This is a genomic window from Pseudoduganella sp. UC29_106, assembly GCF_044055365.1.
Lineage (GTDB): Bacteria > Pseudomonadota > Gammaproteobacteria > Burkholderiales > Burkholderiaceae_D > Rugamonas.
Map to the genome: position 1 here is coordinate 4,330,756 of NZ_CP171977.1, position 17,165 is coordinate 4,347,920.

The 17,165-nt window shown below is 63.4% G+C and carries 11 protein-coding genes; 7 read left to right on the forward strand and 4 right to left on the reverse strand.

What is annotated here, in order from left to right:
• Positions 1-240, reverse strand: a complete 240-nt coding sequence (locus ACHMW6_RS21575; RefSeq protein ID WP_395399778.1) for a helix-turn-helix domain-containing protein — start codon at positions 238-240, stop codon at positions 1-3.
• Positions 237-1,649, reverse strand: coding sequence for a PLP-dependent aminotransferase family protein (locus ACHMW6_RS21580; protein WP_395399780.1), 1,413 nt, complete (start codon positions 1,647-1,649; stop codon positions 237-239). Before ACHMW6_RS21580 ends, ACHMW6_RS21575 begins: the two co-directional genes overlap by 4 nt.
• 138 nt (positions 1,650-1,787) lie before the next feature.
• On the opposite strand from ACHMW6_RS21580, the gene ACHMW6_RS21585 reads away from it, so the two are divergent.
• From ACHMW6_RS21585 to ACHMW6_RS21600, 4 genes are read left to right on the forward strand one after another with little or no spacing between them, the layout of a single operon-like run.
• The gene (locus ACHMW6_RS21585) at positions 1,788-4,106 is read left to right on the forward strand and encodes an FdhF/YdeP family oxidoreductase (RefSeq protein ID WP_395399782.1); all 2,319 of its coding nucleotides are present in this window, start codon (positions 1,788-1,790) and stop codon (positions 4,104-4,106) included.
• On the forward strand, positions 4,099-5,457 hold the full coding sequence (locus ACHMW6_RS21590) for a cytochrome ubiquinol oxidase subunit I (protein WP_395399784.1): 1,359 nt from the start codon (positions 4,099-4,101) through the stop codon (positions 5,455-5,457). Before ACHMW6_RS21585 ends, ACHMW6_RS21590 begins: the two co-directional genes overlap by 8 nt.
• A 9-nt stretch (positions 5,458-5,466) precedes the next feature.
• Complete coding sequence (locus ACHMW6_RS21595) at positions 5,467-6,432, forward strand: cytochrome d ubiquinol oxidase subunit II (RefSeq protein WP_395399786.1); 966 nt, start codon at positions 5,467-5,469, stop codon at positions 6,430-6,432.
• A 9-nt stretch (positions 6,433-6,441) separates the two neighbouring features.
• The gene (locus ACHMW6_RS21600; RefSeq protein ID WP_395399788.1) at positions 6,442-7,344 is read left to right on the forward strand and encodes a bestrophin family protein; all 903 of its coding nucleotides are present in this window, start codon (positions 6,442-6,444) and stop codon (positions 7,342-7,344) included.
• Between the two features lie 120 nt (positions 7,345-7,464).
• Here the strand turns inward: ACHMW6_RS21600 and ACHMW6_RS21605 are convergent, their stop codons facing one another.
• Both ACHMW6_RS21605 and ACHMW6_RS21610 read right to left on the reverse strand, forming a co-directional pair.
• Positions 7,465-9,720 carry a glycoside hydrolase family 3 N-terminal domain-containing protein gene (locus ACHMW6_RS21605; protein WP_395399790.1) on the reverse strand — a complete coding sequence of 752 codons (2,256 nt, stop codon included), beginning with the start codon at positions 9,718-9,720 and terminating at the stop codon, positions 7,465-7,467.
• Positions 9,717-11,546, reverse strand: a complete 1,830-nt coding sequence (locus ACHMW6_RS21610; RefSeq protein ID WP_395399792.1) for a glycoside hydrolase family 2 protein — start codon at positions 11,544-11,546, stop codon at positions 9,717-9,719. Before ACHMW6_RS21610 ends, ACHMW6_RS21605 begins: the two co-directional genes overlap by 4 nt.
• 140 nt (positions 11,547-11,686) lie before the next feature.
• Here ACHMW6_RS21610 and ACHMW6_RS21615 point away from each other — a divergent pair, with 140 nt between their 5' ends.
• The 3 genes from ACHMW6_RS21615 to ACHMW6_RS21625 all read left to right on the forward strand — a co-directional run bounded on the left by ACHMW6_RS21615 (position 11,687) and on the right by ACHMW6_RS21625 (position 17,065).
• A complete protein-coding gene (locus ACHMW6_RS21615) occupies positions 11,687-13,873 on the forward strand; it encodes a glycoside hydrolase family 88 protein (RefSeq protein ID WP_395399794.1) in 2,187 nt (728 codons plus the stop codon).
• Positions 13,874-13,956: 83 nt separating this feature from the next.
• Positions 13,957-16,323, forward strand: a complete 2,367-nt coding sequence (locus tag ACHMW6_RS21620; RefSeq protein WP_395399796.1) for a TonB-dependent receptor — start codon at positions 13,957-13,959, stop codon at positions 16,321-16,323.
• 82 nt (positions 16,324-16,405) lie between these two features.
• On the forward strand, positions 16,406-17,065 hold the full coding sequence (locus ACHMW6_RS21625) for a CatA-like O-acetyltransferase (RefSeq protein WP_395399798.1): 660 nt from the start codon (positions 16,406-16,408) through the stop codon (positions 17,063-17,065).
• The last annotated feature ends 100 nt before the right edge of the window (positions 17,066-17,165 follow it).

A 17,165-nucleotide genomic window follows, 5' to 3' on the forward strand; every position in this document is an offset into this window, starting at 1 on the left:
TCAGTTCCGCGGCAGGTCAGCGCAAAACCGCCGCCCCTCACCGCTCAGCCGAACAGTCGACGCCTCCAGATCCCGCTCCACCAACCCCATTTCCTCCAGCGCCGCCAGCTCCCGCAGCAGCCCGCTCATCGGCCTTCCCGACTGCTTGGCCAGCCGCGCCAGCGAACAGGGACGCTCCGCCTCCAGCTCCGCCAGCTTCACCAGCAACTCCGTCAGCGCCATCAACGCGTCTTCGTTCATAACAATTCCCCAATCACGCGCCCCAGCGTGCGCAAGGCATCCTCGATCTCCTTCGACCACGGATAGCTGTAGTTGAGCCGAATGTAATTCGTGTAGCTGCCGCGCGCCGAGAACATATGGCCGGGACCGACCGTGATCTTGCGTTCCAGCGCCTTCGCGTACAGCTGCATCGCGTCCACGCCGGCCGGCAGTTCCACCCACAGCACATAGCCGCCCTGCGGATCGGACACGCTCGTCCCTTCCGGGAAGAAGCGCAGCACGGCAGCCGCCATCATGCGCGCCCGCTGCGCATAGCCCTTGCGCACCTGGCGCAGGTGGCGGTCGTAACCGTCGTGCTGCAGGTAGTCGGCGATGGCCAGCTGCGGCAGCGAGGGCGTGGTCAGCGTGTTGAGGAACTTCAGCTTTTCCACTTGGGCGGTATAGCGTCCCGGCAGTGCCCAGCCGATGCGGTAGTTGGCGGTCAGGCTCTTTGAGAAGGAAGAACAGTACAGCACCAGGCCCTTGGTATCGTAGGCCTTGAGCGAAACCGGATGGCTGTCGCCGTAATACAGCTCGTCATACACGCCGTTCTCGATGACGGGAATATCGTGCTGGGACAGGAGCTCCACCAGTTCGCGCTTGCGCGCATCCGGCATCAGGAAGCCCAGCGGATTCTGGAAGTTCGGCATGACCATGCAGGCCGCCACGCGCTGCTGGGAAAGAATGCTGCGCAGCGCTTCGATATTGATGCCTTCGTTCGGATCGGTGGGCGCCTCCAGCGCGCGCATGCCCATGCGCTCGATCGCGTGCAGCATGGCGTAAAACGTTGGCGACTCGACCACGATGGTGTCGCCCGGCTTTGCCACGGCCTGCAGGCACAGATTGATCGCTTCCGTGGCGCCCACTGTCACGATGATTTCGGACGGGTCGATGGCCAGTCCATTCTCCAGGTGGCGCCGCGCGATCTGGCGGATCAGTTGCGGATTCCCCGGCGGCAGGTCATCCATCACCGACCAGTGCTGGTTGCGGCGCGCGATGGCGTTCGCGTACTGGCTGATGCGCGTCCAGGGAAAAGGCGCCGGGTCCGGATATGGCGAGCCAAGGGGTACAGCATTCTGCGTGCGGATCGTGCGCAGCGTGGAGAGCACAAGGCGGCTCACGTCCACTTCGGAAGACAGCACCAGCGCTTTCGGCGCTTCCGCCGGACGCGCCGACGCCTTGGGCCGCGGCCGCACGAAGAAGCCCGATTGCGGGCGGCTCTCGATCACGCCGCGGCTTTCCAGCAGCGAGTAGGCGCGCAGCACGGTGCTGATGCTAAGGCTGCGGCGCTGACTGGTCTGCCGCACGGACGGCAGCTTTTCGCCTTCCAGCAGCACACCGCGTGCGACCTGGCCTTCAATGTCGGCAGCTAGGGTTTCATACAGGTTCATGAAAATCAGTATAACGCAGCAGTACAGTTTCCTGCGGATGGCTGCCACTGTATTCCCCAGGCGCTCGCAATTCTGTACACGCCGCGAAACACCCCCAGGAGGGACACTGGCGACACCTAGCGAAAGGAGTCGTATCAAATGGCTTACAAAGAAAACGAGGGCTATGTCGCCCCTTACCACAACGCCGCCGGCGGCTGGGGCGCGCTGAAATATGTGGCCCTCAACCTGTACCGCGAGCGCGTCAGCGCCGGCAACCTGAACACCCTGCTGTCGCAGAACCAGCCGGATGGCTTCGACTGCCCCGGCTGCGCATGGCCCGACCGCCACCATGCTTCCACCTTCGAGTTCTGCGAGAACGGCGTGAAGGCCGTCGCAGCCGAAGCCACCAGCAAGCGCGTGCGTCCTGAGTTCTTCGCGAAACACACGGTAACGGAACTGATGCAGCAGACCGATTATGAACTGGAGCAGCACGGCCGCCTGACCGATCCGATGGTCTACGACAGCAGCAGCGACAAATACGTGCCCATCGCATGGGACGAAGCCTTCGCCCTGATCGGGCGCCACCTGAACGCGCTGGAAGATCCGAACCAGGCTGCGTTTTACACCTCAGGCCGCGCCAGCAACGAGGCGGCCTTCCTGTACCAGCTTTTCGTGCGCATGTACGGCACTAACAACTTCCCCGACTGCTCGAATATGTGCCACGAAGCCACCAGCCGCGGCCTGCCTGGCACCGTGGGCATCGGCAAAGGCACCGTGACGCTGGATGATTTCGAACTAGCGGACACCATCATGATCTTCGGCCAGAACCCGGCCACCAATCACCCGCGCATGATGGGCGAACTGCGCGAGTGCGCCAAGCGCGGCACTTCCATTGTGTCCATCAATCCGCTGAAGGAGCGCGGCCTGGAGCGCTTCCAGGACCCGCAAAGCCCTCTCGAAATGATGACCAATGGCGCCACCCGCATCAGCTCCATGTTCGTGCAGCCGAAACTGAGCGGCGACTTCGCCCTGATCAAGGCCGTCGCCAAGCGCGTCGTGGAACTGGATGATGAAGCGGTGGCCGCCGGCCGTCCGCGCGTGCTGGATACGGACTTTATCGCGAGCCACACCATTGGCTTCCACGAATTCGCACGCGACCTGCGCGACGAAAGCTGGCACGTGCTGCTGGAGGAATCGGGCGTTGAGCGCGAGCAGATCGAGCGTCTGACCCGCCTTTACGTCAGCAGCGAGCGCGTGATTGCCTGCTGGGGCATGGGCCTGACCCAGCACAAGAATTCGCTGGCGACCATCCAGATGCTGTCCAACCTGATGATGATGCGCGGGAATATCGGCCGCCCCGGCGCGGGCCTGTGTCCCGTGCGCGGCCACTCCAATGTGCAGGGCGACCGCACCGTGGGGATCGAGGAACAACCGACACAGGCCTTCCTCGACCGCCTGCAGCATGTATTCGGCTTCGAGCCGCCGCGCCATCACGGCTACGATGTGGTCTCCACCATCCAGGCCATGATCGATGGCCGCGTGAAGGTCTTCGTTGGCCTGGGCGGCAACTTCTCCAGCGCCACGCCGGATACGCCCTTCACCTGGGCCGGCCTGCGCCAGTGCGAGCTGACCGTGCATATTTCGACCAAGCTGAATCGCAGCCACCTGGTGCACGGCCGCGACGCGCTGATCCTGCCCACGCTGGGCCGCACCGAGATTGACCTGCAACAGGGCGTGGCGCAAGGCGTGACCGTCGAGGATTCGATGAGCATGGTGCACATTTCCTTCGGCATCAACCAGCCGGCATCGCCGCAACTTCTGTCCGAAATCGCCATCGTGGGGCGCATGGCCCAGGCCACGCTGGGCAGCGAAAAGTTCGACTGGATGTCCCGCGTGAATGACTATGCGCTGATCCGCGACGATATCGAGAAAGTCTTCGATGACTTCTACGACTACAACGAGCGCGTGTCCAAGCCCGGCGGCTTCCATCTGAAAGTGGCTTCGCGCGAGCGCGAATGGGTGACGGACAGCGCCAAGGCGCAATTCGTGGTCAATGCCGTCGACCGCGATACGGCCGTGCACCGCGCCCGCGCCATCCACGGCAAGAAGCTGTTGACCATGATGACCACGCGCTCGCACGACCAGTACAACACCACGATCTATGGCCTGGATGATCGCTACCGCGGTGTGTTCGGCCTGCGCCGCGTGGTCTTCATCAACAAGGACGACCTGGCAATGCTGGGGTTTAAGGCTGGCGACCGTGTCGACATCACCAGCGTGTGGGACGACGGCGTCGAGCGCCGGGCGGACAATTTCCTGCTCGTCGAATACGACATCCCGCGCGGCTGCGTGGGCGCCTACTACCCGGAGACCAATCCGCTGGTGCCGCTGGCCAGCGTGGCGGTCGGCGCAGGCACCCCAACGTCCAAGTCCATCCCTGTGCTGCTGCACCCAGCCAAGGGAGGCGATAATGCATGAAACTACGCTGCTGCTGTCGCGCGCCCAATTCGCGCTGACCGCCATCTTCCATATCCTGTGGCCCATCCTGACCATCAGCCTGTCCGCCTTCATTCTCGTGATGGAAGCGCTGTGGATACGCAAGGGCGAAGTGGTCTACTACCATCACGTGCGCTACTGGAGCAAGCTGCTGGTGCTTAACTTTGCGGTGGGCGTGGTCAGCGGCATTCCCATGGAATTCCAGTTCGGCACCAACTGGGCGCCCTTCTCCAAGTTCACCGGCGCCTTCATCGGCAATATCCTCGGCTTCGAAGGCGCGATGGCCTTCATGCTGGAGGCGGGCTTCATCGGCGTGATGCTGTGGGGCTGGGGCAAGGTGCCGCGCGGCGTGCACCTGTTCGCGACGGCGATGGTGGCGCTCGGCTCCAGCATCTCGTCTTTCTGGATCATGGTCGCAAACTCCTGGATGCAGACGCCGGCCGGCGTGGTCGTTGAAAACGGCCGCGTGGTCGTGGTGGATTACCTGGCTGCGATCTTCAATCCCGGCATGGCGCATGGCGTGGCCCATATGTGGCTGGCCGCGATGGAAACGGGCCTGTGTGTTGTGGCCGGCATCTCGGCATGGCATCTCTACCGCCACCGCAATATGGGCTTCTTTGCCCGCTCGTTTAAGATCGCCCTGGGCATGCTGGCCGTGGTGGCGCCGCTGCAGGTGCTGGTGGGCGACTCCGCCGGCGCGGCCATCTTCGAAAACCAGCCGGCCAAGGGCGCAGCCATCGAAGGCCACTGGGAGACCAATGCTCCGGGCAAGGGCGCTTCCTGGTCCCTGCTGGCCTGGCCGAACAAGGCCGAACAGCGCAATGACTGGTCGATCGAAGTACCGAATGCACTGAGCATGCTGGCCACGCACACGGTGGACGGCAAGGTCACGGGCATGCGCGATATTCCGCTGCAGGACCAGCCTCCCGCGATTCCGCTGCTGTACTACGCCTTCCGCGTGATGGCCGGTATTGGTGTGCTGTTTGCGGCTCTGGCCCTGTGGACGGCATGGGCGATGCGCCGCGCACGTGGCCAGCTGAGCGCCCTGCTCTCCAGCCGCAAGCTGCTGCTGGCCTGGACGCTGGCGATTCCCCTGCCCTATATCGCCGTGGAATGCGGCTGGATAGTGCGCGAAGTCGGCCGCCAGCCCTGGTCGGTGTACGGCCTGCTGCGTACCAGCGACGCCGCATCCTCGGTAGCTTCAGGAGCCGTGCTTTCCAGCTCCGCCATGTTTATCGTCTTCTACGCCGTGCTCCTTGCCGCGTTCTTCACTTTTGCCCGCAAGTGGCTGCGCACCGGTCCCGATCTGGCGCTGCAACCTCCTGCTATCTAAGGAGTCATCATGCATGAAATTCTGACCAACGCCTGGTTCGGCCTCATGGGCCTGATGCTGGTGTTCTATGTGATTACCGACGGTTTCGACCTCGGCGTGGGCATCCTTAGCCTCTTTACGCGGCGCGAAGAGGACCGCGACCAGATCTACGCGTCCATCGGCCATGTTTGGGATGCGAACGAGACCTGGCTGGTGTGCCTGGGCGGCGCCATGTTCGGCGCCTTCCCGCTTGCCTACTCGGTGTTGATGGAGCAGCTGTACGTGCCCGTTATGCTGCTGATCGCTACCCTGATCATGCGCGGCGCGGCGATCGAGTTCCGCCATGCGGCCTCGAACAAACGCGGCTGGGATATCGTGTTTGGTCTCGGCAGCCTTGGCGTCGCCGCCTGCCAGGGTGTAGTGCTGGGCAAGGTCATCACCGGCCTGCAGCCGGGCGCTCTCGCCAACTCCTTCACGGCCCTGTGCGCGCTGGGCGTGATCGCCGGCTATGCGCTGCTTGGCGCGACTTACCTGGTGAAGAAGGCGCATGGCGAGCTGGTGGAAGTATCGCGCCGCCAGGCCGTGGGCGCGCTGATGGCGACGGTCGCTGCGGCCATTCTGCTGTCTGCCGGCACGATGCTGTACAGCGAAATCGGCCATGAACGCTGGATGCAGGCGAACGTGCTGGCCTTCCTGATTCCGCTCGCCCTGCTGGCCGCCTTTGCCGGCGCCTACATCCTGTATGCGCTGCATATCGGCTCCAGCCATGGCCCCTTCCGCGGCGCCATCGGACTGTTCCTGGCATCGTTCACGGGCCTGGCGGTCAGCCTCTTCCCGGACCTGGTACCTGGCAAGCTCTCTCTGGCCGAGGCGGCGTCCGACAGCGCCACCATGACCTTCATGTTGTGCGGTATCGCCCTCGTGTTCCCGGTCATGATCGGCTACAACCTGTATCAGTACTACGTGTTCCGTGGCCGTGTTCAAGTCCAGCACTAAGGAGTTGTCGTGATTGTCCGTCCTCAAAGCAACTGGTTCCGCATGCTGCTGGTGTGGAATGGCTCGGTGCTGCCATCCATCCTGCCGCAGCTTGGCGTGATCCTCGTGATCAGCCTTGTGGCGCTGCTGGGGGACGGACGCGTGTTCGGCGAGCGCATTCCGCTCGACACCGAACCGTTTCCCCTGCTGGGCGTGAGCCTCGCGATCTTCCTCGCCTTCCGCAATAACGCGAGCTACCAGCGCTACCTGGAAGCGCGCCAGCTGTGGGGACGCGTGCTGATCGCGACGCGCACGCTGACGTCGCAGGCGCTGGCCTACCTGCCGGCCAACCGCCTGGACTACCGCGGCTTCGCTTTCCGCGTGATCGCTTTTGCTCACCTGCTGCGCCACCAACTACGCGGCAGCGATCCACGGCAGGACCTGGAGCGTCTGCTCCCACCGGAGGCCGTCGATGACCTGACGCAGCATGCTTATCGTCCCATCGCTGTGCTGAATGAGTTGCGCCATACGGTGCATCAGGCGGCGCCGGATGGGCAGACGCTGTGGATGCTGGATGCACAGCTGAATTGCCTGTCCGAGTCGGTGGGCGGCTGCGAGCGGATCGCCAGCACGCCGATTCCTTATCCCTACGGCGTGCTGCTGCACCGTACGATCTACGCTTATTGCTTCCTGCTGCCGTTTGGGCTGGTGCACGCCATCGGCGCGGCTACGCCGCTGATTTCGGTGTTTGTGGCCTATACGCTGTTTGCGCTGGAGGCGATTGCGCAGGAGATTGGCGATCCCTTCGGGCGTGCGTCCAACAGTTTGGCCCTGGGGGCGATCAGTTGCACGATCGAGCGTTCCGTGCTGGAGTTGTGCGGGTTGCCGATGCCGGCGGAGGCAAGGGCCAGCGAGAAGTATCGGCTGGATTAGACGCCGCCTTCGTCCACCGCTCGCGGCGCCGGCGACGCATGCACGGCGGATCAATGATCCGCCCTACGCACCTCGACGGAGCACCGCGCGGCATCGGAGCCCGCGCGCACGCGCGGCGGATCAAGGGATCGTCAGTGGCGCCTCGAGCCGGATGTCGTCGGATGCGCTGCCGACCATCAGGCGGAACTCGCCTGGCTCGACGCCCCATTTCAGCTGGCGATTGAAGAACGCGAGCTGCTCCGGGCCGATGGCAAACTGGATGCGCTTATGCTCGCCGGGCTTGAGCAGCACTTTCTGGAAGCTCTTCAGCTCCTTCAGCGGACGCACGACCGAAGCGACCATGTCGCGCACATAGAGCTGCACGACTTCTTCGCCCGAGCGCGCGCCGGTGTTGGCGAGGTCGAAGGACAGCATGGAACCGGCGCCGCTGCGCTGAAGTTTCAGGTCGGTGTAGGCAAAGCTGGTGTAGCTCAGGCCATGTCCGAACGCGTAGCGCGGCGTGTTGGGCGAATCGATGTAGGCGGACTTGTAGACCACATTGTTTTCGTCCGTAACCGGCCGCCCGGTCTGGTACTGCGCGTAGGAGAGCGGAATCTGGCCCACGCTGCGCGGGAAAGTGATCGGCAGCTTGCCGGACGGGTTGTAGTCGCCAAACAGCACGCTCGCCACGGCGTTGCCGCCTTCGCTGCCGGGGAACCAGGCATAGACGATGGCATCCGCCTGATCGGCAATCGTGTTGAAGACCAGCGGACGTCCGGCCAGCATCACCGCCACGATCGGCTTGCCGGTCGCTTTCAGCGCTTCGAACAGCTTTTCCTGCTGACCTGGCAAGGAAATGTCCGTGCGCGACTTGGCTTCACCGCTCATGTCCCAGGTTTCGCCGACGGCCAGTACGATCACGTCCGACTGCTGCGCGACCTTCACTGCCTGCTCCAGCGAGGCGGCGTCCAGCGTGGCGCAACCGGGCGCGCAGGCCTGGGCGTGGACGATTTCCGTCGCGCCGGCGCGGCGGCGAATGCCTTGCAGGATACTCACCACGGGCGCGCGCTCGCCCTGCACCACCCAGCCGCCCTCCAGGTCGCGCTGCGAGTCGGCGAGCGGGCCGATGACCGCGATCCGCTTCAAGCCGCGCGCCAGCGGCAGCGGCCCCGGCACCGCCGCACCAGCCAGCGGCCGTGGGCCGTTCTTGAGCAGCACGATCGACTTTTGCGCCATCTCCAGCGCTGCCGCCCGGTGCGAAGAATCCGCCAGCACGGCCTTCTCGCGCGCGGCATCGGAGAACTTGTACGGATCGTCGAACAGCCCCAACTCGAACTTCTTGTACAACACCCGCCCCGCCGCCTCGTCCACGGCCGACATCTTCACCTTGCCCGACTTGACGGCCTGCTCCAGGTGGGCCGAGTAAGCATACCCCTCCATATCCATGTCGCTGCCCGCATTCATCGCCTTCACCGCGGCGTCAGATAAGTCGGACGCATACCCATGCGGCACCATCTCCCGCACCGATCCCCAATCGCTGACAACAAAGCCGCGGAAGCCCCATGAACCCTTGAGGATATCGCGCTGCAGCCACGCGCTGCCGGTAGCCGGCACGCCGTTCAGCGTATTGAAGGAGTTCATGAAGGTGGCCACGCCCGCGTCCAAAGCCGCCTTGAACGGCGGCAGATAGACTTCGAACAGCTGGTGCTCGCTCATATCGACAGCGTTGTAATCGCGCCCAGCAATGGCGGCGCCATAAGCCGCGAAGTGCTTGGCCGTCGCCATCACCGCGTCGGTGCCGCCCAGCTTCGCGCCCTGGAAGCCCAGCACCCGCGCACGCGCAATCTGCGAGCCGAGATAAGTATCCTCGCCCGCCCCCTCCATCACCCTGCCCCAGCGCGGATCGCGCGACACATCCACCATCGGAGCGAAAGTCCAGTGGATTCCCGAGGCAGCGGCCTCGCGCGCCGCGATGTGGGCGGATTGCCGGATCGCGTCCATATCCCAGGACGCCGACTCGCCCAGCGGCACCGGGAACACCGTCTGGTAGCCATGGATCACGTCCAGCCCGAACAGCAGCGGGATTTTCAGGCGCGACTGCAAAGCCAGCGCCTGGATCTCGCGCGTGTCCGCCACGCCCTTCACGTTCAGCATCGAGCCCACGCGGCCGGCGCGGATATCGGCCAGCTTGTCCGCATAATCGCTGCTGGTCGGGCCGGTGAACTGGCGGCCGGACAGCTGGTGCAGTTGCCCCACTTTTTCGGCTAGCGTCATCTGCTTCAGCAAGGCTGCAACCTTGCGCTCGATTTGCGCATCCTGCGCGGACGCCAGCAATGGCGCGGCCAGCAACAAGCTCGCCGCGGCGCGGGCCAGTGCAACGTGAGGAGAAGTTTTCATTTGTATTGTTGCTGTTTCTTGTCGTAGTAAGCCTTCAGCGTATCGAAGGCCATCTTCTTCTTGCCGCTCTGGGTCAGCAGGCCCTTGCGGTTCCAGAAGTCCTGGAAATAGGGATGCGGCCGGCGTGGCGAACGGAAATCGACCAGCACCCACGGCGTCATGCCGCGCAGGCCCGGAATCGCGTCCAGCATCTTGAACTGGTTGCGATAGAGCTGGTCCTGGTATTCCTCGCTCCAGCGCGTATCCGAGTCGCCGTGATAGCCGCCCAGCGCATCGGCGCCGAATTCCGTGATCAGCACCGGCTTGTTGGCAACGATATTGAAGCGGTAATTCAGCATGTCCGCATTGCTGGCCCAGTACCAGCCCGCATACTCGTTGAAGCTGACGAGATCCAGCTTGTCCGCCAGCGGATCTTCCAGCGTGATTTCGGCGCCCTTGCGGTGCACCTCCAGCGCGGCGCCGACCAGGCGCGTAGTATCCAGCGAGCGCACGGTATCGGCCAGGCGGCCCATGAAGTCCGTACGCACCGGGCTAACAGGCGTTTCATTGCCGATGGACCAGATCACGACGCTGGCGCGGTTGCGGTCGCGCACGATCATGTCCGTCAGCTGCTGCTTCGCATTGTCGAACACCGCGGGGTTCTGCCAGGAGATCGTCCAGTAAACCGGGACCTCCGCCCATACCAGCAGGCCCATTTCATCGGCCAGCCGCGTCATCTCCTCGCTGTGCGGATAGTGGGCCAGTCGCACGTAATTGCAGTTCATCTCCTTGGCCCATTGCAGCAGCATGCGCATATCGCCTGTGCCACGCAGGCGGCCTGGAATCAGGGGATTCTCGTCATGCACCGATACGCCGCGCAGGAAGACCGACTTCCCGTTCAGCAGGATGTCCTGCCCCTTCGTGACGATAGTGCGGAAGCCGATGCGGTCCTCGACGCGGTCGCCCGCAGCAGCCAGCGTTACGCCATACAGCTTCGGATCGTCTGGCGACCAATAGCGCAGCTGCCGGCCCGCGAGCGGAATGCTGATCGCAGCGCGGCCATCTGCGCCGGTGCGCACCGTCGTCCTGATGCCGGCTTCGGGAATGGACACCGTGATCTCCTGCGCGCGCTGCGGCCCATCCACCTGCACGAAGCCCTCGATGCGGCGCATATCGCCTTTCGCCAGCTGGATCTGGTAATCCGCAATATGCGTTTCCGGCACCTCGGCCAGCAGCACATCGCGCGTGATGCCGCCGTAATTCCACCAGTCCGTGCTCACGGTCGGTATGTCATCCTGATGGCGCGTATTGTCCGCCTTGACGATCACAGTGTTCTGGCCCGGCTTCAGCTTGCCCGTCACGTCAAACTGGAAAGGCGTGAAGCCGCCCTTGTGGCTGCCCAGCTTCTTCCCGTTCAGGTAGACGTGCGCCTCGTAATTGACGGCGCCGAAGTAAAGGAAGTAGCGCTTGCCGTCCCTGGGCGCGGCGTTGAACTGCTGGCGCATCCACACCGTGCCTTCGTAATTCTCCAGCTTCGGGTCCTGCGAATTCCAGTCGCCCGGGATGGCCATTGTGGGCGAGCCATCGAAGCTGTATTCGACGATATCCCCTTTGTCCTTCGGCTTGCGGTCGTCGTAAAAACCGCCGCTGCCTCCTTCCAGCTGGTCGTAGGGCTGGCGCCGATAGTTGAAGTAGCCCGTTTCATACGGATCCACGATATAGCTCCAGCGCCCATCCAGCAACTGGTGCTGGCGGCCGTAGATGTTATGCAGCGTAGGGTCGGCGGACGCGCTGCCGCATATGAAAACAGCCGCCAGCAACAGGGACTTCAAGGGGAAACAACGCATGTGCGCCACCTTTCACTTGGAAAACGTTTAACGGATGGTAGTTTATTTGACCACAGACGTAAAGCGGCATCTGTTGACGCGCCCGGGATTTTAGTGCTAACTTTAGTAAAACGTTTAACTATAACTGGAGACACCAAACGATGGGCCATCATCCTGTGCTGCTGCGCGCCGCCGTGCTCGCGGCGCTGTCCGTAATGCTTCCCTCTTATGCCGCGCATGCGGCGGGCGTCACCTCCGCCACGCAGCAGGCTTCCGCCGAAGCGCCGAAGGCCGTGCTCTCCGTGATGGAGCGGGTGGCCGACTGGCAGCTGGCCAATGCCAGCAAGCACCGGCCGAACGACTGGACCCAGGCCGTAGGCTACAACGGCATGATGGCCCTCGTCGGCATCTCGGGCGACCGCAAGTACCGCGATGCGATGGTGCAGATGGGCGAAAAGAATGGCTGGAAGCTCGGCCCCAATCACTACCACGCGGACGACCATATCGTTGGCCAGACTTACGCCGAGCTTTACCTGGATCTGCGCGAACCGAAGATGATCGCGCCGATGCGGGCGCATATGGACGACATCCTCGTCAACCGCCGCAACGGCACGCTGGACTTCACCGTCAAGGGAAACCAGGACCGCTGGTCGTGGTGTGACGCGCTGTATATGGGGCCGCCCTCCTGGCTGCGCCTGTGGGCCTCCACCGGCGACCAGCGCTACCTGGACTTCGCTGTCAGCGAGTGGTGGGTCACCTCCGACTACCTGTACGACAAGGAAGAACATCTCTACTACCGCGACTCCACCTACTTCGCCAAGCGCGAAGCCAATGGCAAGAAGGTGTTCTGGAGCCGCGGCAATGGCTGGGTGATGGGCGGCCTGGTGCGCATGCTGCAATACCTGCCGGGCAAACACCCAGAACGAGCACGCTTCGAGCAGCAGTACCGCGAGATGGCGGAAAAGATCCTGTCGCTGCAGCAGGACGACGGCCTGTGGCGCGCCAGCCTGCTCGATCCTGCCAGCTATCCGATGAAGGAGTCCAGCGGTTCCGGCCTGTACACCTACGCGCTGGCCTGGGGCGTGAACCAGGGCATGCTGGACGCGAAGCGCTACGGCCCGGCCGTGCACAAGGCCTGGCAGGCGCTGGTGGCGAACGTGAATGCGGACGGCAAGCTGACCCACGTGCAGCCGATCGGCGCAGCGCCCAAGATCTTCGACAATGAGCTGACCGAGGTCTATGGCGTGGGCGCCTTCCTGCTGGCGGGCAGCGAGATGTATCGCATGGCCGTGCTGGATGGCGCTAAGCCGCGCGTGGTCACCGTGCGCAACGACAGCGATGTATTGCGCGGCGACGAACTGGCCGAAGTCGCGCTGGGCCGCGGCGCAAAGCCGGTGGTGATGGACGCGTCCACCTCCGCCGTGCTGACGTCCCAGCAGATCGGCTCCAACCTGCTCTTCAGCGTGAACGTGCCTGCCCACGACTCGCGCCGCTACCTGTTGCTGCCGTCGAACCGCCTGCCGGCCGTGCCGCCGCCGGACGTAAAAACTCACGCCCGCTTCGTGCCCGAGCGACTGGACGATTTCGCCTGGGAGAGCGACCGCATCGCGCACCGCGTGTACGGCCCTGCCATCATCAAGGACCCGAAGGAGCAACTGGTCAGCAGCGGCGTGGACGTATGGGTCAAGCGCGTGCGCTACCCGGTGGTGGACAAGTGGTACCGCAGCGGTGACTATCACAAGGACAATGGCGAAGGCCTCGATTACTACAAGGTTGGCCCGGCACGCGGCTGCGGCGGCACCACCATCTATGCGGACGGCAAGCTGCACAACTCCTCCAACTTCACCGGCTGGAAGGTATTGGCGGACGGTCCGCTGCGCTCCGTATTCGAACTGCGCTTTGCCGGCTGGGATGCAGGCCAGGGCCGCCAGGTATCGGAAGTGAAGCGCTTCTCGATCGACGCCGGCTCGAACATGACGCGCGTGGAAAGCCGCTTCACCGGCAAAGCGCCGCTGACGGTCGGAGTTGGCATCGTCAAGCGCGATGGCGACGGCAGTTACGCCAGCGACGCGGCGCAAGGCTGGAGCAGCTACTGGGAGCCCGCACACGGCGAGGACGGCAGCACCGGCTGCGCGGTGATCCTGCCGTCCGGCGCCAGCGGCATTGCCGAAGCAGAAGGCCAGCAGCTCACGCTCGGCAACGCGCAGCCGGGCAAGCCCTTCGTCTATTACCTCGGCGCCGGCTGGAGCAAGAGCGGCGACTTTGCGGACGGGGCTGCATGGCAAACCTATGTGCGCTCCTATGCCCAACGCCTGCAGCAGCCACTGAAGGTCAGCATCAGCAAATAGCAGTACCCGGGCCGGAAGACCACCTCCGGCCTTTTTAAAAATCGAAATTGGAAACGTTACCAATCATAAAACCGGAGACCCACATGCGCCCCTACCCCACCCTTCGCCCATTACCAGCCGCTCTTGCGCTGGCATTCCTCACGCTCGCCCTGCCCTCCCATGCCGACGAAACCAGGCTGGAAACTGTCGTGGTTACCGCCAACAAGCGCGCCCAGAACCTGCAGGACGTGCCAGCCTCGATCACCGTACTGGACGACGCGGCCCTGCAGCGCAATAACGTGCGCGACCTGGAAGACGTGCCCTCGCTGTCGCCGGCGCTGACCCTGTCCTACGGCACGCAGCCCGGTAACTTCAGCATCAATATGCGCGGCATCGGCACTTTCTCGCTGGGCATCGGCGTGGAGGCCGACGTGGCCGTGATCGTGGACGATGTGCCGCTGGGGATGCAGGCCAACGCCTTCCGCGACCTGGCGGACGTCTACCGCATCGAAGTGCTGAAAGGCCCGCAAAGCACCCTGTATGGCAAAAGCTCGATTGCCGGCGCGCTGAATATCACGACCAAGCCCATTGGCGGCCCGATTAAGGCCACCGCCTATGCCTACGCGACCAATGACGATGAATGGCGCGGGGGCTTCAGCATCTCCGGCGCCGTGTCCGATACGCTGCGCATGCGCCTTGCCGCCAGCAAGACCAGTTATGGCGGCACGCTGAACGACCTCACCACCGGCGGCAAACTGAATGGCAGCAAGGGCGACAACATCAGCGGCAAGCTGGAATGGCGCCCGCTCGACCAGCTCACGCTGACCATGACGCCGCACTACAACCGCACCGAGAAATTCTGCTGCTCGACGGCCTACACGGCGATGTCGCCCGGCGCGATCTACCGCAACGCGCCGCAGCTTCCAGCCTCGCTGGTGCTGGCCGGGATCAATATCGGCCCCGGCAACCGCTCCGTGCGCAACGACTATCCCACCGGCGGCAAATTCCACGATGCCGGCACCGGCATCAAGGCCGATTGGGGTTTCGAGAACGGCCACACGCTGAGCATGATCTCGTCCTACGACAAATACCATATGGACGATTACCAGGACAACGACAATACCGATGTCGACATCCTTCCCTTCCTGCTGCTGCCGAACGGCCAGCCCACCGGCATGCATGGCGGCCTGTATCAGTACGGCTTCTTCGATGTGGCTTCGGTCACCCACGAACTGCGCCTGACATCGCCGGACAAAGGTCCGCTGCGCTATGTGGCCGGTCTTTGGTACGGCAAGAATGCGCTGACCCGCGAACTGACCAAGGTGCCGCTGATCCAGTCCTACGGCACGTCCTACGGTGCGGACGCCTACAACACCAACAAGGCCATCTTCGGCCAGGGTAGCTGGGATTTCCGTCCCGATACGAGCCTGATCTTCGGCGCCCGCTTCAACCTGGAGGACACGGGCTATGTGTTCCGCCGATACACGGTGCCGCCACAAGCCTTCGCGCTGACCGAGTTCTATACCAAGGACGATTCGAACAGCAGCCGTACGGGCAAGCTGGGTCTTGAACACCGCATCAATGCGGACACGATGGTCTATGGCATGGCGTCCACCGGCCACAAAGGCGTGGCCTATGACCTGACCAGCGGCTTCACCGCGGCCACCGCCAAGCTCCCCGCCGTAGCGCCGGAAAGCGCGCGCAGCTACGAGCTGGGGCTGAAGCAAAGCCTGCTGGGCAACCGCATCATGTATTCGCTGGCCCTGTTCCGCACCAACTTCAAGCACTTCCAGCAATCGTCCAGCTTCTTCGATGCAGACGGTACCTTCCGCACCGGCCTGAACAGCATCGGCGGCCTGCGCACACAGGGTGTGGAGCTGGAGGGCAGCGTGCGCGTGAACCGCGACCTGCAGCTGAACGGCAGCTTTGCCTACACCGAGGCGACCATCCGCTCCTTTGAGAATGGGCCGTGCTACAACGTGCTGAATCCGCAGGGCACGGGTTCGATGCCGGGTCCGGGCTGCGTGAAGGACCCGCGCTTCAACAATACCAATGTGCAGAACCTGGCCGGCAAGACACTGCCGAACGCGCCGAAGGTGCGCCTGTCGCTGGGCGGCCAGTATGACCTGCCGCTGGAGGGCCGCAGTTTCAAGCCCTTCGCGTCCTTCAACACCCGCTTCCAGAGCCGCACCCAGTATTCGCTGAGCCAGGATCCGATGACCGTGCAGGGGGCCTACAGCATCACCAACCTCACGCTGGGCGTGAAGGATGTGCGCGACCGCTACAAGATCTCGCTGCTGATGAATAACCTGTTCGACAAGCGCTATGCTGCGGGGCTGAACAACGGCATCGCCAACAGCAACTGGAGCAGCCGCGCGCCAAATCCGGTGGTGGTCGTGAATACCACCGAGTGGCTGCCGCCACGCGACTTCCACCGCTATTTCGGGGTGCGGGTGGATGGGACTTTCTAACTGAGCATGCACGGCGGATCAATGATCCGCCCTACGCACCTCGACCCGCATACGTTTTGCGCACGTATGCGACAATCGCGCCATGAAACTATTCGACCAACGGCGCGACCGTTTTGAGCTGTTCAACAACATGGACAGCCCCGCCCTCAATATCACCTTCACGCTGGACCTGCCTGACTTCCGTCCCTGGTGCAAAGCTCACACCCTGCCGCCCTTCCACGTGATGCTCTACGCCGTCCTGTGCGCAATAAAGAAGATCGAGAACTTCCGCTACCGCATCCTCGACGGCGAAGTGATCTGCGTCGACCACCTCACGCCCTCCTTCACGGTAAAAAACCAGAACAACGACCTGAATTTCGCGCAATTCGAATGGACCGACGACCTGCGCGAATTCGCCGCACGTGGCCAGGCAGCGCGCGAGGAAGCGTCCAACATGCTGGAACTGAACCAGAAATACCGCACCATGTCCCCGCGCGCGGCCAAGGAGCAGATCTTCATCACCTGCATCCCCTGGCTCGACTTCACTTCCATCCAGCACCCAACCGCCAGCCTGGCTTCGCCGGACATCCCCTCCCTCGCCTCGGGCAGATTCCGCGACGCGCCTGACGGGCGCATGCAACTTCCCTTCTCCGTCCAGGCCCACCACGGCTTCGTCGACGGCTTCCACATCCACCAACTGGCACAGCAGATCGAGGCGGAGTTGACGGCGCTGATGAGCCCAACGCCAGGCGTGGCACGCTGACACCAGACTTTCCGCGCCCAAGGCATACTCACAAAAATCCCAACAAAGCGTTCGCCTTACATTGTGCCTAACGCAGGCAATGTAAGGAGGACGCAAAATG

Bases quoted from the DNA above. Each gene is read 5' to 3' on its own strand.
- ACHMW6_RS21575 (WP_395399778.1), bottom strand. From the start codon at position 240: ATGAACGAAGACGCGTTGATGGCGCTGACGGAGTTGCTGGTGAAGCTG.
- ACHMW6_RS21580 (WP_395399780.1), bottom strand. From the start codon at position 1,649: ATGAACCTGTATGAAACCCTAGCTGCCGACATTGAAGGCCAGGTCGCA.
- ACHMW6_RS21585 (WP_395399782.1), top strand. From the start codon at position 1,788: ATGGCTTACAAAGAAAACGAGGGCTATGTCGCCCCTTACCACAACGCC.
- ACHMW6_RS21590 (WP_395399784.1), top strand. From the start codon at position 4,099: ATGCATGAAACTACGCTGCTGCTGTCGCGCGCCCAATTCGCGCTGACC.
- ACHMW6_RS21595 (WP_395399786.1), top strand. From the start codon at position 5,467: ATGCATGAAATTCTGACCAACGCCTGGTTCGGCCTCATGGGCCTGATG.
- ACHMW6_RS21605 (WP_395399790.1), bottom strand. From the start codon at position 9,720: ATGAAAACTTCTCCTCACGTTGCACTGGCCCGCGCCGCGGCGAGCTTG.
- ACHMW6_RS21610 (WP_395399792.1), bottom strand. From the start codon at position 11,546: ATGCGTTGTTTCCCCTTGAAGTCCCTGTTGCTGGCGGCTGTTTTCATA.
- ACHMW6_RS21615 (WP_395399794.1), top strand. From the start codon at position 11,687: ATGGGCCATCATCCTGTGCTGCTGCGCGCCGCCGTGCTCGCGGCGCTG.
- ACHMW6_RS21620 (WP_395399796.1), top strand. From the start codon at position 13,957: ATGCGCCCCTACCCCACCCTTCGCCCATTACCAGCCGCTCTTGCGCTG.
- ACHMW6_RS21625 (WP_395399798.1), top strand. From the start codon at position 16,406: ATGAAACTATTCGACCAACGGCGCGACCGTTTTGAGCTGTTCAACAAC.